Origin of the sequence: Paenirhodobacter sp., assembly GCF_047600745.1 — a bacterium.
Taxonomy (GTDB): domain Bacteria; phylum Pseudomonadota; class Alphaproteobacteria; order Rhodobacterales; family Rhodobacteraceae; genus Rhodobacter.
In genome coordinates, this window is sequence record NZ_JASGKI010000004.1 from 1,518,688 (window position 1) to 1,534,180 (window position 15,493).

General features: G+C 69.5%; 9 protein-coding genes. 6 read left to right on the top strand and 3 right to left on the bottom strand.

Going from position 1 to position 15,493, the window contains the following annotated elements; genetic code table 11:
- Window positions 1-2: 2 nt before the first annotated feature.
- Entirely contained in the window at window positions 3-1,421 is a 1,419-nt protein-coding gene (gene cls / locus QM789_RS16115; RefSeq protein WP_420352858.1) for a cardiolipin synthase, read from the top strand.
- On the opposite strand, the gene pbpC is transcribed toward cls, so the two are convergent.
- Both pbpC and QM789_RS16125 read right to left on the bottom strand, forming a co-directional pair.
- Window positions 1,402-3,420 (bottom strand): penicillin-binding protein 1C, encoded by a 2,019-nt coding sequence (gene pbpC, locus QM789_RS16120; protein WP_420352859.1) that lies wholly within the window; start codon window positions 3,418-3,420, stop codon window positions 1,402-1,404. The two genes, cls and pbpC, sit on opposite strands and share 20 nt — an antisense overlap.
- Window positions 3,417-8,801, bottom strand: coding sequence for an alpha-2-macroglobulin family protein (locus QM789_RS16125; RefSeq protein WP_420352860.1), 5,385 nt, complete (start codon window positions 8,799-8,801; stop codon window positions 3,417-3,419). The genes pbpC and QM789_RS16125 overlap by 4 nt, the downstream gene beginning before the upstream one ends.
- Before the next feature lie 124 nt (window positions 8,802-8,925).
- Here QM789_RS16125 and QM789_RS16130 point away from each other — a divergent pair, with 124 nt between their 5' ends.
- Window positions 8,926-11,181: a response regulator gene (locus QM789_RS16130; RefSeq protein WP_420352861.1), complete on the top strand. Its 2,256-nt coding sequence runs from the start codon at window positions 8,926-8,928 to the stop codon at window positions 11,179-11,181.
- A gap of 669 nt (window positions 11,182-11,850) precedes the next feature.
- Here QM789_RS16130 and QM789_RS16135 read toward each other — a convergent pair.
- A complete protein-coding gene (locus QM789_RS16135; RefSeq protein WP_420352862.1) occupies window positions 11,851-12,393 on the bottom strand; it encodes a TlpA family protein disulfide reductase in 543 nt (180 codons plus the stop codon).
- Window positions 12,394-12,418: 25 nt separating this feature from the next.
- On the opposite strand from QM789_RS16135, the gene argH reads away from it, so the two are divergent.
- Genes argH through lysA form a run of 4 tightly spaced genes read left to right on the top strand, consistent with a single transcriptional unit; the run spans window position 12,419 to window position 15,475 of the window.
- Complete coding sequence (gene argH, locus QM789_RS16140; RefSeq protein WP_420352863.1) at window positions 12,419-13,819, top strand: argininosuccinate lyase; 1,401 nt, start codon at window positions 12,419-12,421, stop codon at window positions 13,817-13,819.
- Window positions 13,816-13,956 (top strand): hypothetical protein, encoded by a 141-nt coding sequence (locus QM789_RS16145; RefSeq protein WP_420352864.1) that lies wholly within the window; start codon window positions 13,816-13,818, stop codon window positions 13,954-13,956. Before argH ends, QM789_RS16145 begins: the two co-directional genes overlap by 4 nt.
- Complete coding sequence (locus QM789_RS16150) at window positions 13,953-14,159, top strand: hypothetical protein (RefSeq protein WP_420352865.1); 207 nt, start codon at window positions 13,953-13,955, stop codon at window positions 14,157-14,159. Before QM789_RS16145 ends, QM789_RS16150 begins: the two co-directional genes overlap by 4 nt.
- Window positions 14,160-14,209: 50 nt before the next feature.
- Window positions 14,210-15,475: a diaminopimelate decarboxylase gene (lysA, locus tag QM789_RS16155; RefSeq protein WP_420352866.1), complete on the top strand. Its 1,266-nt coding sequence runs from the start codon at window positions 14,210-14,212 to the stop codon at window positions 15,473-15,475.
- Window positions 15,476-15,493: the final 18 nt, after the last annotated feature.

Genomic DNA, 15,493 nt, shown 5'->3' on the forward strand with positions numbered 1-15,493 from the left:
GGGTGCCGGTCGCCCTTCTGGTCACGCTCGGGCTCGTCGCGCTGCATGGCACGGCGCTGCTTCTGGCGTTCCGGGCGATCCGCACCGCGCGCACCCCACAGGGCGCGGTCGGCTGGGCGGTGTTCCTGCTGACCCTGCCCTATATCGCGATCCCGGCCTATGTGATCTTTGGCGACATCCGCTATCCGGCGATGATCCGGGATCGCAAACTGTCCGAAACCGCCGCGCGGATGAGCGAGGGCAGCACCCCGGCGGCCTCGCGCATCGGGCTGACGCCGCATGCCGCGCATCTGCTCACCGGGTTCGAGGCGATCGCCGGGCGCGACGCCACCGGCGGCAATGCGGTCCGGCTGCTGGTCGAAAGCGAGACGGTTTTCCACGCCCTGTTCGACGCAATCCGCGCCGCCGAGCATTATGTCCTGATCGAGACCTATATCCTGCGCGACGACGGCCTTGGCCGCGCGTTGCAGGATCTGCTGCTGGAGAAGGAGCAACAGGGCGTGCGGGTCTGCGTGCTCTATGATCCGGTCGGCAGCTATGGCCTGCACCGCAGCTATATCGCCGAAATGCGGGCGGGCGGGGTCGAGATCACCAACTTCCACGCCCGCCACCCACAGCGGAAATGGGCGCTGACCCGGGTGAACTTCCGCAACCATCGCAAGATCGCGGTGATCGACGGGCGCGTCGGCTTTACCGGCGGCTATAACATCGGCGACGAATATGTCGGCCGCAATCCCCGGCTGGGCCCGTGGCGCGACACGATGATCCGGCTCGAAGGGCCGGTCGTCGCGCAGATGCAGCTGCATTTCGCCGAGGACTGGCACTGGGCCACCGGCGAGGTGCTGGACCTCCACTGGACCCCGGCGGAGGCGGGTGCCGTACCCGCGCTGATCCTCGCCTCCGGGCCTTCGGATGCCGAGGAAACGGGCGGGCTGTTCTTCAACCATGCCATCACCGCCGCGCGGGAACGGCTGTGGATTTCCTCGCCCTATTTCACCCCCGATACCGGGCTGATGCAGGCGCTGCGGCTCGCCGCGCTGCGCGGGGCGGATGTGCGGGTGCTGATGGCGGATGAGCGCGATCACTGGCTGGTCTGGCTGGCGGGATATGCGTTTATCGAGGCGCTGCGGGGATCCGGGGTGAAGATCTATCGCTATTCCGGCGGTTTCATGCACCAGAAGGCGGTGCTGATCGACGATCAGATCGCCGCGATCGGCAGCCACAATCTGGATGCCCGCTCGTGCCGGCTGAATTTCGAGGCTTCGGCGGTGCTGGCCGATCCCGGCTTCGCGGCGGAGGTGGCGCGAATGCTGGAACGCGATTTCGCCCGCTCGACGCTGTACACCCGGCCCCTGGCCGAGGCGCCGCTGGGCCTGCGGATCGGCGCGCCGGTCGCGCGGCTCATGGCGCCGGTGCTGTAAGCCGCACCCGGGCCGAGGCCGAGCGCCCCTTCGCATCCAGCACCGTCAGCGTGGCGAACCCCGGGGCCAAGGGCAGCGCGACTTCCCGCCCCCGTTCCCCACTGCGCAGGGGGGCCCCGTTCACCAGCCACAGGAAGGGCGGCAGCCCGCCGCGCAGCTTCGCCGTCAGATCCGCGCCTTCGGGCAGTTCGACCTGTGCGCCGTCCGGCGGAAAGGTCAGTTCCGGCGCATCGGCGGGCGCCCTGTCCCGCATCCGGAACCGTTGCAGCGGCTGCGGCAGCAGGGCATTCGGCACCGTCAGCGTGGCGGGCGGCGCGGGCGGCAGCGGCGTGCCCGGCCCGGCCCGGCCGATCAGTTCAAACAGCACCGGTGCCGCCAGATCACCGCCAAAGGCCCCCGGCACCGGCGTGCCATCCGCCCGGCCAAGCCAGACCCCCGCCACCAGCCGCCCGTCGAACCCCACTGCCAGCGCATCGCGGTGGCCATAAGAGGTACCGGTCTTGTAGGCGATCCGGTTCGGCAACCCGCCGGGCGGCGGCGGCACATGGGCCAGCACATCGCCCACCTGCCACGCCGCGACCGGCCCGAACAGCGCGCCCGGCAGCGGCGCCGCCCCGCCCGCCAGCGCCGAGAGCCGCACCGGCTGGCCCAGCCGCGCGAGCCCCGCATAAAGCTGCACCAGATCCTGAAGGCTGATCCCCAGACCGCCCAGACTGATCGCCAACCCCGGCTCCCCCGGCAGTTCCACCGCCGCGCCGCCGCGCCGCAGCACGGCGAGCAGCCGCGCGGGGCCGAGCGCCTCGGTCAGCCGCACCACCGGGATGTTGAGCGACAGGCCAAGCGCCTGCCGCAGGGTCACCGTGCCGCGAAACTGCCGGTCGAAATTCTGGGGGCGCCACAGGCCAAAGGCGACGGGCGTGTCCTCGATCAGCGTTTCGGGATGCGCGAGCCCGTCGTCAAAGGCCAGCGCATAGACGAAGGGCTTCAACGTGGACCCCGGCGAGCGCGGCGCCCGCGACAGATCGACAAATCCCGCCCGCGCCGTATCCGTCCACTCCGCCCCGCCGACCTGCGCGAGGATTTCGCCCGTCCGGTGATCGGCCAGAACCATCGCCGCGGACACCGTGCCCTGCTGCCCGGCCACCGCACGCCGCGCAAGCGCCTCTGCCGCGCGTTGCAGGGCCGGGTCGATCGTGGTTTCGATCCGCGCGCCCGGCGGTGCCGCCGATGCCAGCCTCTGTGCCAGATGCGGGGCGAGAACGGGGAAATCCCGCCGCGCCGGGATCGGTTCGTTCCGGGCGGCCGTGGCCGCGCCGGGGTCGATCACCCCTTCGTCCACCAACCGCGCGAGAACCCGGTCCCGGCCCTTGCGGGCGGCTTCGGGGGCGCGGTCGGGGCGGCGGCTCTCCGGCGCCTGCGGCAGGGCGACCAGCAGCGCGGCCTCGGCGGGCGTCAGGCGGCGCGGCTCCTTGCCGAACCAGGCCAGCGACGCCGCCCGCACGCCCTGCAAATTCCCCCCCATCGGCGCCAGCCGCAGGTAAAGGTCAAGGATCTGCGCCTTCGACAGCCGCCGCTCCAGCGCCAGCGCCACCCGCGCCTGCCGCAGCTTGCCGCGCAGGCTGCCGGTCGGGCCGTCCTCCAAAAGCCGCGCCACCTGCATCGTCAGCGTCGAGGCCCCGGACACCACCCGCCCCCGCGTCGCCGCCTGCCACGCCGCGCGCAGCACCGCCCGCGCATCAACCCCGGCGTGGTGGTAGAACCGCCCGTCCTCATAGGCCACCAGCGCGCGCAGATAGCCCGCATCGACCGGGCCCGGCGCCAGCCGCCATTGCTCCCCCACCGGAAAGGCGCGCAGGATCGTGCCGTCGCGCGCCAGAACCTCCGTCCCCACGGCCACGGAGAGCGGCGGCAGATCCGTCGCCGCCACCCAATCGTCCAGCGCATCGCGCGCCCCCGCCGCCAGCAACAGCGCCAGCGCGGCGGCGAAAAGCGCCTTCACCGCACCACCACGCGGCCCGCCTCCGTCTGGGCGCGCATCTCCGGCCGATACATGTCGGCGACCGAGGCGGCGGGATGGTGGAACGCGCCCGGGCTGACCGCGCGGACGATATAGGCCAGCCGGAACGGCCGGTCCCCGCGCCAGTCCACCGCGGCCAGGAACCGATCCTGCCGGAACTCGGTCATCCGCGTGTCGGTGGTGACGTCGAGCCAGTCGAGCGCCGAAATATCGCCGCCCCGGATCAGGTTCGGGTTGTCGATCTCGAACCCGGCAGGCAGCGGATCGTCAACGATCAGCCGCGCCTCCTGCCATCCGAGCGGGGCGATTTCCAGCACCGCGACCAGCCGGGTGCCCTGCGCGACCTCGGCAACATCCACCGGCGCGCCCTCCATCGTGTAGGTCGTGCGCGTGATCTTCCAGCCCTTGCCGCCCGCGGGTTCGGGGGTTTCCGGCACGCCCGTCGTGGTCAGGGTCAGCACCTGCGCCCGGTCCCCCGGATTGGCGATGGCCAGCGACCGCCCCGCCGTTTCGGCATCCAGCACGCTGACCAGCGGCCCCCCGGGCGCCACACCATCCACCGTCAGCCCGCCCGCATCGGGCCGGTCGATCATCGCATTGGCCGCCAGCAGGGTCCATGTCGCCTCCTGCGTGGACAGCGGCACCCGGCGCAGCCGTTCGGCCAGCGCGGTACCAAGCACCGAGGTATCGACCGCCGTCGAACCGGCCTCCTGCGCGATCGCCAGAACCGCCGCCATGTCGCGCAGGCCAGAGCCGTAATCCTCGCGCCAGCCCTCCCGCTCCGCCTGTGCCGACAGCATCCGCCCGGCGCGGGCGAACATCGCATCGGCCCGCGTCTGGTCGCCATAGGCCGCCAGCCCCGCGCCCAGTTGCGCCGCCGCAAGAGGCGTGGCGAAATCGTCGCCCTTCACATCGGCGTAATAGCGCAGATCGCCCACCGCCGCCGCCCCTTCGCGCGCCAGCACCATCAACTGATAGGCCAGCAACGTGCCGCCGCCATTCGACCCGCTGTCGAAATCCGGGGCGTAGTTCACCTGATTGCGCAGGTTGTCGAGTGCATTGCGGAAGGCCGTTTCGGGCACCGCATAGCCCGCCTTCTTCGCCCGGCTGAGGAAATCGGTGACATAGGCATCGAGCCAGCCATCCCCCGATTCCGCAGACCACAGGCCGAAGGCGCCGGAACTGTCCTGATTGGTCAGCACCTTGGTGATCGCCGTGTCGATCCGCGCGGGCAGGTCGGCGGGCGGCACCAGCCCCATCGCCCCGGCGACCGAGGACAGATACAGCAGCGGCAGCGCCTTTGACGTGATCTGCTCCGTACAACCATAGGGATAGGCGTCGAGCGCCGCGAGCAGGCCCGGCGTGTCGAACCGCCCGACCGGCCCGGCAGCCAGCACCGCCCGCGCCGTTCCGGGCCGGAACCCGGCAAAGACATTGGCATCGAAGGTAAAGGTCTTCCCCGGCGCCAGATCAAAGCGCGACTGCCGCGAAACCGGCGGATCGTTACTCTCGACCGGGATTTTCAGCACCTTTTCCAGCAGCTTGCCGTCCGGGGTGGTCAGCGCCACGCGGATTTCCTGCACCCCCTCGGCCTGCGCGGTCAGCGGCACCTCGACCACCGCCTTGCCCTGCTCGGTCAGATCGACGCCCGAAGGCGCTGCGCCCAAGGCCAGCCCCGTCGCGCTGACATCCAGCCCCATCCGCCCGGCGGGCCCGGTGGCATGAACGATCTCCAGCAGCGCGCGCGAGCTATCCCCCGGCGCCATGAAGCGCGGGACCGAAGCCGTCACCACCACCGGATCACGCACCAGCACATCCGCCGAGGCCTGCCCGATGCCGGTCTTCGACCAGACCACCGCCATCAGCTTCACCGAGCCGTTGAAGGCGGGCATGTCGAAACTGGCCCTCGCCACGCCATCCGCCCCCACCGTCACCGGGCCGGAGAAATAGGCCACCAGCTCCTCGGTCGGCGGCGGGGCCTGCGTCTGCCGCCCACCCGCATCGCCGCCCGAGCGGATCGCCCCCGGCGTGCCCGCCCGCCCGTCGATCAGCCGGCCATAAAGATCGCGCAACCCGACCCCCAGCCGCCGCTGGCCGAAGTAATGGTCGAGCGGATCGGGCGCCTTGAAGGCGGTCAGGTTCAGGATCCCCTCATCCACCGCTGCAATGGTGGCATAGGCGGTTTCGCCCGGCGTGATCCCCTCGACCTTCAGCGCGACCGGAAGCGCGGCGCGCGGCGCCGAAGCCGCGGGCACGTCGAACTGCGCGCTCAGCCTGCGCGGCCCCGGATCGACGGCGGCATAGCTGAGCCCGAGCGCCCGGTTCGGCGCCCGCCCCGCCTGCGCCCCCAGAGGCCGGATCACCGAGGCCGTGACATAGACCCCCGCGCCCCAGTCGCCCGTCACCGGCAGATCGACCGCATTCTCCCCTTTGGTCACCGCCACCGATTGCAGCGCCACCAGCCGGTTCGACAGCACCGAAACCAGCGCCACCCCATCCGCGGGGGCCACGATCCGCAGCCGCGCCGTATCGCCCGCGCGATAGGCGGGTTTGTCGAGCGAGAGTTGCAGCCGGTCGGGGCTGTCCGTCACATCGGCGGGGGCATACCACCCGGCCTCGAACCGCAACGCGGCGGCGGCATAGGCGCCTTCGACACTCTCCACGACCAGTTCATAATCGCCCCAATCGGTAGGCGCGGCGATCTCCTGCGGACCGTCGAGCGTCACATCGCCCTCCGCCACCCGGGTTCGGCGCACCACCGGTTCCCAGGTCCAGGAACCACCGACCGCATACCACTGATAATCGGTCTCGACCCGGTTCACCCGCCAATGCGCCTTCATCGGCACCGGCGCCATCCCCGGCCCGAGCGCCAGCAGCCGGAACCGCGCCTGCGCCCCCTCCGGCAGGCCGCCGTCGAACAGGGGCTGGATCCCGATCACCGGATCGGTGGGCATCACCACCCGCGTCACGCTGCGCTCGACCGGGCGGCCCGAGCCCTCGCGCAGCCGCAGGACGAAGTTCGCCGTCACCGGCCCGCCCGCCGTCGCCGCCTGTTCGGGCAACAGCGCGTCGATCTGTGCCGCGCCGGTGTCATCCGTCTCCCCCGAACCAAGGCTGTCGGAAACCAGCGCGAAGGGGTCGTCGTAGCGGCCGAAGCGATAGCCCTCATAGCCCGGCAAACCGTCGGCCGAGGTCAGCCGCACCTCGCCCTCCCACGCCAGCCCCGCCCCCGGCGCGCCGAACAGGTAGCGCGCCGCAACACCGATCCGCGCCGCATCACCCGCCGCCAGAACGCCCTCGGGCAGGGTGAGGTCAAAGTCGATCCGCTCGGGCAGGAAATCCTCGACCAGCAGCCGGGCCGAGGCCAGCGGCGCCGCCTTCGGATCGGCCAGCACATCCAGCCGCCACGTCCCGCGCGGCGCCGAACCGCCGATGGGCAGCGACACCACATGCCCCCCGGCCCCGGCATCCGCCACCACCTGCCGGGCATATTCCACCCCGTCGGGCCGCAGCAGCACCACGGTCAGCGGCACATCGGTGAGTGCTGCGGCGGTGGCATCGCGGGTCAGGATCGTGGCGTGGATCACCTCTCCCGCGCGATAGGCGCCGCGGTCGGTGGTCAGGAAGGTGTCGATCGGCGGCGCAGGCGGCTTGCCCGCCACGCCCCGATCCGACAGGTCGAACTCCGGATCGGTCAGCGACAGGAAGGACATGTCCTCCCCCTGCGTCACCGAAACCAGCGCCGGGGCCGCATTGCCCCGCCCCGCCGCCAGCGCCGCATCGAACCGCGCCACGCCCTGATCGTCGGTCGGCGCCGTGGCGATCACCTCGTTGCCGCGCGACACCAGCGCCACCTGCGCACCCGGAACCGCCTGCGCATCCGACAGCCGCCGCACCGCGACCGTCAGCCCATCGGTGCCGCTGAAGGTGCTCATCCCCAGATCGGAAATCACGAACCATTGCAGCGCGGGCGGGGTTTCCCCGGGATCGGTCCCCTCGATCGACGCCCTGAGGACATAGACCCCCGCGCCCAGCGGCCCGGTCACCTGCTGCACCGGCAGGCGGGTGGTCACCGCGCGGTTCATCTCAAGCCCGACATCGGCGGTGCCGCGCCAGACCTCCTCGGCCATGCGGTCCTCGAACGTCTCGCCGTCCCACTGGTCCAGCGAGCGCGCGAAATAGCCCTCCCGCATCGCCGCGACCAGGTTCCGGTCCGACACCCGCAGCAATGTCAGATCGACGCTTTTCGTGTTCACCGTCTCGACCGGCAGGCCCTGATCCGCGCCGCGCGGCAGGATATAGGCCCGGCCCGGGAAGCTGACCTGCGGCTTGCGGTCGCGCACATAGGCGGTGAGGGTGACATCCCTGAGCAGCGTCTCGCCGCCCTCGGAGGGCAGGCCCTTGCGGAAGGTCACGGCATAACGTTCGCCGCGCTCCAGCCCCGCAACGCAAAGCTGCCGCCCCTCGGGTTCAACCGAAAGCCCGGTCTTCGGCAGTTGCACGAAGCTCGCGTAATCCACGCCGGAACGCGCCAGATCCTCGGAGAACACGGCGCAGAGCCGCGGGATCGCGCCGTCCGATTCCACCTGATGCTCGGCGATCCGGAAGCCGTATTTCGCCACGGCATCCTCAAGCGCGGCGGCGATCTCCGCCCGGTTCGACAGCCCCGCCGCCAGCCGCAGCGCGGTGATCATGTCCCGCGTCTGCCCCATCTGTTCCAGCCCCCGCGCCAGAACGGCCAGCGCCTCGGCCTGCGCCGGGGCGGCGGGGGCGCGCAGATAGCCGTTCACCGCCGCCAGAACCGCCGAACCCGAATCATGGGACAGTTGCAGCCGGGCATAGTCCAGCCACTGATCCGTGCCATCCTCCAGCGCCACCAGCGCGCCGCGCAGATCCCGCGCCCGATCGCCCTCCGCCTGCGGCAGCTGCGCCGCAATATCCTCGGGCCGGGCAAAACCGGTCATGTGCTGGCGCCCGATGTCGCGCGCGAAATCCGTCGCCCGATTCACCGTCTCGCCCAGAAAGGCCAGATCCCGCGCCCGCTCTTCGGCCCGCGCCAGAACCTGCGCCGGGGTCTGCACGATCACCCCCGAAAACGCGCCGCGATAGGGCGTCGTGCCGGTGACATCGGCCTTCGGGAAGCAGGAATTGTTGCGCGCATTGAAGGTGACGGCCTCGCAGGCGCTATCGGCCAGACAGGCCGCCGCACAGCCCTCAAGGCTGGTGTCGAGGATCTGCGCCAGGTCACGCCCGACCAGATCCAGCCCCTCCGCCCAGGACAGCCGCCGCTCGGGCACCGGCCCCGCCACGGCAGGAAGCGCCATCAGCGCGGACAACATCAGCGGGGCCAGCAGGTGACGCATGAGTTCCTCCCTCCACGGTCCGGACGAGGGTGCCACGGCCCGCAGGTCCGTTCAATCAGATGGTTCAGCTTAAACATAAATTCACAGCCGGCTGCCAATCTGCCCCGGAATGATGGCGGGCCAGATGACGGGCAGGAAAGACGCGCGGATGCAGAAGACGGAGGAAAGCCTGCCGGACAAGCTGGTGAAGGAGCGCCGCGCCCGGCTGGCGGCCGAACGGCAGATGGAGCAACTCCGGCGCGAACTGCATCTGGCCAATCAGAAGCTGTCCATGCACGCGCAGGTGCTGTCCGATCAACTGGCGGAACAGCGGCAGGTGCGGACCGAGGCGGCCTCGCTGAAGGGCGAGAACAGCCGCGTGCGGGACGATCTGGAACGCGCGCTGGCGCTTGGGCGCAATGCGCAGCGGCGGCTGTGGGATGCGCTGGAAACGATTCGCGACGGTTTCGCGATCTATGATCCCTCGCTGAAGCTGGTGATGGCGAACCGCGCCTATCACGACCTGTTCCGCAAGACCGGCACGCTGGTCGCCGGGGTGGATTACCTGCGCGTCGTGCGGGCGCTGGCGACCGACGGGATGATTGACCTCGAAGGCCGCGACCCGGCGGACTGGCAGGCCGGGATGCTGTCGCGGATCGAACACACGACGCTGCCGCCGGTGGTGCTGCGCACCATTTCGGGGCGGCATATCAAGCTGATCGACCGCTGGGGGGTGGAGGGCGATCTGGTCTGCCTGGTGCAGGACATCACCGAAACCTTCACCCGGGAGCAGGAACTGGAGGAAGCCCGCCGCCGGGCCGAAGCCGCCAGCCGCGCGAAAACCGCCTTCCTCGCCAATATGAGCCACGAGATCCGGACCCCGATGAACGGCATCGTCGGCATGGCGGACCTGCTGGCGGAAACCGAGTTGCAGGGCGACCAGCGCCTTTATGCCGATACGATCCGCACCTCCGGCGAGGCGCTGCTGTCGATCATCAACGAAATCCTCGACTATTCGAAGATCGAGGCCGACCGGATGACGCTGTATCCGGAACCCTTCGACATCGAGCGCTGTCTGCATGAGGTGATGGCGCTGCTGATGCCCGCCGCGCGCGACAAGGGGTTGCGGCTGATCGTCGATTACGACCTGTTCCTGCCGACGCGGTTCATCGTCGACCCCGGGCGGATCCGGCAGATCTTCACCAACCTGATCGGCAATGCGGTGAAATTCACGCCCGAGGGCTATGTGCTGGCGCGCGTCGTGGGGTTCGAGCAATCCTACCGGCATTTCGAACTGCATTTCTCGGTCGAGGACAGCGGCATCGGCATTGCGCCCGAAAATCTGGAGCGGGTCTTCGGCGAATTCACCCAGGTCGAGGCGAATGCCAACCGCCGGTTCGAGGGCACGGGGCTCGGGCTGTCGATCTCTCGCCATCTGGTGAAGATGATGGGCGGCGACATCTGGGTCAAAAGCGAACAGGACCGGGGATCGTGCTTCGGCTTCGAGCTGACCTTGCAGGCCGACGAGGATGTCGATCCTCCCGAACGCCCGAGCGAACCGATCACCCTGCGCGCAGCGCTGGTGATCGACGATATGCTGGTGAACCGGCTGGTGCTGGAACGGCAGCTGGAGACCTATGGCCTGACCGTGACCGCGGTGCGCAGCGCGGCCGAGGCTTACCGGCTGCTGGATGACGGGGCGCAGTTCGATGTGGTGCTGGCCGATCAGGGCGTGGCGGACATGAATGCGACGGAACTGGCGGCAAAGCTGCGCGCGCAGAACGGCGAAACCCCGGTCGTGGTGATGACCTCGGAACCCGATGCTTGCGCCCGGGCGCGGGCGGTCGATCCGCTGGTGCATTGCATGGCGAAGCCGGTGCTGCGCTCGGATCTGTTCCGGATGTTGCAGCAGCTTTCGGCGGAGCGGCGCACATCGGAGCAGTCCGTCCCGGAGCCCGCCCTTCCGCCGCCGCCCCCCGCGCCGGAGGGGCCGAAGCGGCAGATGCGCGTCCTGACGGCCGAGGACAACCGCACCAACCAGCTCGTTTTCGCCAAGATGATGAAGGGGATCGACATCGAGCTTCGGTTCGCCGCCAATGGCCGCGAGGCGGTCGAGCTCTGGCGCAGCTTCCAGCCCGACCTGATCTTCATGGACATCTCGATGCCCGAAATGGACGGCAAGGCCGCGATGCGGGCAATCCGCGCCGAGGAAAAGGACAGCGGAAGCCATGTGCCGATCTGCGCCCTGACGGCCTATGCCCTCGAAGGCGAGGATGGCGCGATCCTGCGGGCGGGCGCGGACCACTACCTGACAAAGCCGCTCAAACGCAAGGCAATCGAGGCACGCATTTCGGCCTATGCGCCGCACGACTGCCGCCCCCCGCTGCACGAAACCCCCTGACATCGACCGCAGGCCGAAGCCCGCGCCACGGAGCACAGAGCACAGAGCACGGAGCACGGAGCACGGAGCACGGAGCACGGAGCACGGAGCACGGAGCACGGAGCACGGAGCACGGAGCACGGAGCACGGAGCACGGAGCACGGAGCACGGAGCACGGAGCACGGAACCGCTCCCGGCGGCACATTGGCAAGTTGAATCCGCACCAAGAGGCAACCACGTCACGGCGGGCCACCGCCCATCATTGCGCAAAGCGGGCGCCACCGGACCTGTGCCCCCGCCGCAGCACGAAGCGACGACGGCCCCATCCCGTGCCAAGGCGCAACCGCGTCATCCCGGCCTGCACCCATCGTTGCGCACAGGCGACGCGCGCCGGGATTGCCCAAGGGTAACGTGAGACAGTCTCCGACCGCGGCGAAAACCGTCCGCACAGCTTGCCGTCAACAGGTCGGCCCTGCGCGAAGGGCCTCAGGTCGCGGCGGTTACCCGAAAAACCTCTACGCCAGGTCAGACCCGCACCAAGCGGCCCCGGATGGCGGCGTTTGCCCGACAAACCTCCGCACCAGGTCGGACCCACGCCAGAGGGCCCCGGATAGCGACGGTTGCCCGAAAGACGTCCACGCCAGGCCGGACCAGAGCGCCCCGGATAGTGGCGCTTACCCTCCGCGCCCCTCACGGCACCATCAGCGCCCTGATCAGCCGGTGTGCGGCTTCGCTGTTCCAGTCGGCCTCGCCGATCATACGGGCGACTTCGTGGCCGTCGCGGTCGATCAGCACCGAAACCGGCAGGCCCATCACCCCCATCGCGCGCGCCAGCCCCTGGCGTTCGTCCTGATGGCGCGGCAGGCGGGTCACCCCGGCTTCGCGGAAAAACCGGTCGATCTGCGCCTGCGGGTTGCGCCCGGTGGCGATGGTCACGACCTGAAAATCCGCCCCGCCCAACGTTCCCTGAAGCGCGTCGAGCCCGGGCATCTCCTTCCGGCAGGGCGCGCACCACGTCGCCCAGAAGTTCAGCAGCACGACCTTGCCCCGGTAATCCGCCAGCCGCCGCTCTGCGCCGGTTTCGTCGGTAAAGGGCAGTTCGGGCACGGCGAGCGGCTCTTCATAGACCACCAGCTTCGCCATGTCGCCGGTCTTCAGCGCCGCCAGATCCGCCGCCGCCACGGAATTTGCACAGAGGCTCAGGGCCGTATAAAGGACAAGGGACCGCAGCATGATGCCTCCTGTAAAGGGCCGACCGATGACCGACAGCACGGAAAAATCCTCGAACGCCATGTGGGGCGGGCGCTTCGCCGCTGGCCCGGACGCGATCATGGAGGCGATCAATGCCTCGATCTCGTTCGACAAGCGGCTTTACGCGCAGGATATTCGCGGCAGCCGGGCCCATGCGGCGATGCTGGCCGCGCAGGACATCCTCACCGATAGCGATGCCGAGGCGATCCGGGAAGGGCTGCTCACGGTCTTGTCAGAGATCGAAAAGGGCGATTTCCCGTTTTCGACCGCGCTGGAGGACATCCACATGAACGTGGAGTCGCGGCTGAAGGAGATCATCGGCGAACCGGCGGGGCGGCTGCACACGGCGCGTTCGCGCAACGATCAGGTGGCGACCGATTTCCGGCTTTGGGTGCGCGATCAATGTGATGCGGCGCAAACGGCGCTCGATGCGCTGATCCGGGCGCTGCTCGCGCGGGCGGAGGCGACGGCGGATTGGGTGATGCCGGGCTTCACCCATCTGCAAACCGCGCAGCCGGTGACCTTCGGCCACCATATGATGGCCTATGTCGAGATGTTCGCGCGCGACCTGTCGCGGTTCCGCGATGCCCGCAGCCGGATGAACGAATCGCCCCTCGGCGCCGCGGCGCTGGCGGGGACGGGCTTCCCGATCGACCGCTTCGCCACGGCCGCGGCGCTCGGCTTCGACCGGCCGATGGCGAACAGCCTCGATGCGGTGTCGGACCGGGATTTCGCGCTGGAGTTCCTGTCGGCCTCGTCGATCTGCGCGGTGCATCTGAGCCGGATGGCGGAGGAACTGGTGATCTGGTCCTCGGCGCAGTTCCGCTTCGTCGCGATGTCGGACAAATGGTCCACCGGGTCGAGCATCATGCCGCAGAAGCGCAACCCCGATGCGGCGGAACTGATCCGGGCAAAGATCGGGCGCGTTCTGGGGGCCACGGTGGCGCTGTTCACGGTGATGAAGGGCCTGCCGCTCGCCTATTCCAAGGACATGCAGGAAGACAAGGAACAGGTCTTCGATGCCGCCGATACGCTGATGCTGGCGCTGGCGGCGATGACGGGGATGATCTCCGACCTGACGGTGAACCGTGCAAAGCTGGAGGGTGCGGCCTCGGGCGGCTTCTCCACCGCGACCGATCTGGCCGACTGGCTGGTGCGCAAGGCGGGGCTGCCGTTCCGCGATGCCCACCACGTCACCGGCACGCTGGTCGCCATGGCCGAGGCGAAGGGCGTGGACCTGCCGGACCTGACCTTGACGGACATGCAATCGGTCCACCCGGCGATCACCGAGGACGTGTTCGGTGTGCTGGGGGTTCACAATTCGGTCGCCTCGCGGCAATCCTATGGCGGCACCGCGCCCGATCAGGTGCGCGCGCAGATCGCCCGCTGGAAGGAGCTTCTGGGATGAAGGCTGTCGTATTCCTCGCCGCGCTGGCGGCGCTTGCGGCCTGCGGCATCGACGGCCCGCCGAGGGCGCCGAGCCAGACGAAACCCGGGCTGAGCGTCTCGGGCGAGGCGCGGATGGGCGTGGTCGGGCGGCTGTGATCCGGGTTGCCGTCCTTGCCCTGCTGCTCGCGGGCTGCACCCAGCCGGTGCATCCGCCGGGGGTCGGCGTCCATGCCGGGCCGGGCGGGGTGACCTCTTCGGTCTCCTCCGGCGTCGGGCCGGTGAGCATGGGCGTCAACAGCCGGGGCGGCGGCTATCTGGGCACGCGGCTCGGGCCGGTCAGCCTGGGCGCCGGGTTCTGATTGCGCGGCGCCGCCTTCTGCGCTAGCCGGGGGCGAGACAGGAGCGCGCCATGGACCATTTCCTTTATCGCAACGGCATTCTTCACGCCGAGGATGTGCCGATCCCCGAGATCGTCGCCGCCGTCGGCACGCCGGTCTATGTCTATTCGGCGGCCACGCTGACGCGCCATTTCCGGCTGTTCGACGAGGCCCTGGGCGAGATGCCGCATCTCGTCTGTTTCGCGATCAAGTCGAATTCCAATCTGGCGGTGCTGAAGCTGCTGGGCGATCTGGGCGCCGGGATGGATGTGGTTTCGGGCGGCGAATACCTGCGGGCCAAGGCCGCAGGCGTGCCGGGGGATCGGATCGTATTCTCCGGCGTCGGCAAGACGCGCGACGAAATCCGGCAGGCGCTGACCGGGGGGATCCGGCAGTTCAACGTCGAATCGGAACCCGAACTGCTGGCGATTTCGGCGATTGCGACCGAACTGGGTGTCGTCGCGCCAGTCGCGCTGCGGGTGAACCCCGATGTCGATGCCCATACCCACGAGAAAATCTCCACCGGCAAGTCAGAGAACAAGTTCGGCATCCCGATCGCCAAGGCCCGCGCGGTCTATGCGCTGGCGGCGGGGCTGCCGGGGATCGACGTGGTGGGGGTCGATGTGCATATCGGCTCGCAACTGACGGAACTCGGGCCGTTCGAGGCGGCGTTCCGCAAGGTCCGTGCCCTGACGGCGGAGCTGCGCGCCGATGGCCATGACATCCGGCGGCTGGACCTCGGCGGCGGCCTGGGCATTCCCTATACCCGCTCGAACGAGGCCCCGCCCCTGCCGGTGGAATATGTCGGTGTGATCCGGGACACGCTGGGCGATCTGGGCTGCGAAATCGAAATCGAGCCCGGGCGGCTGATTTCCGGCAATGCCGGGATCCTCGTCTCCTCGGTGATCTATCTGAAGGAAGGCGAGGGGCGGAATTTCCTGATCGTCGATGCGGCGATGAACGACCTCGTGCGGCCCTCGATGTATGGCGCCTGGCATGACATCGTTCCGGTGCGGGAGGCCGCGCCCGCGACGCCGCTCGCCCCGGTCGATGTGGTCGGCCCGGTGTGCGAAACCGGCGATACCTTCGCCCGCGCCCGCGCGCTGCCGCCGCTCACCGATGGCGATCTGGTGGCGTTCCGCTCCGCCGGGGCCTATGGTGCGGTGATGGCGTCGGAATACAACTCCCGCCCGCTGGTGCCCGAGGTGCTGGTGTCGGGGGATCACTTCGCCGTCATACGGAAAAGACCGGGCTTTGAGGAAATGCTGGCCCGCGATACCATCCCCGAGTGGCTCTGACCTTCCGCCGGGGCCGGA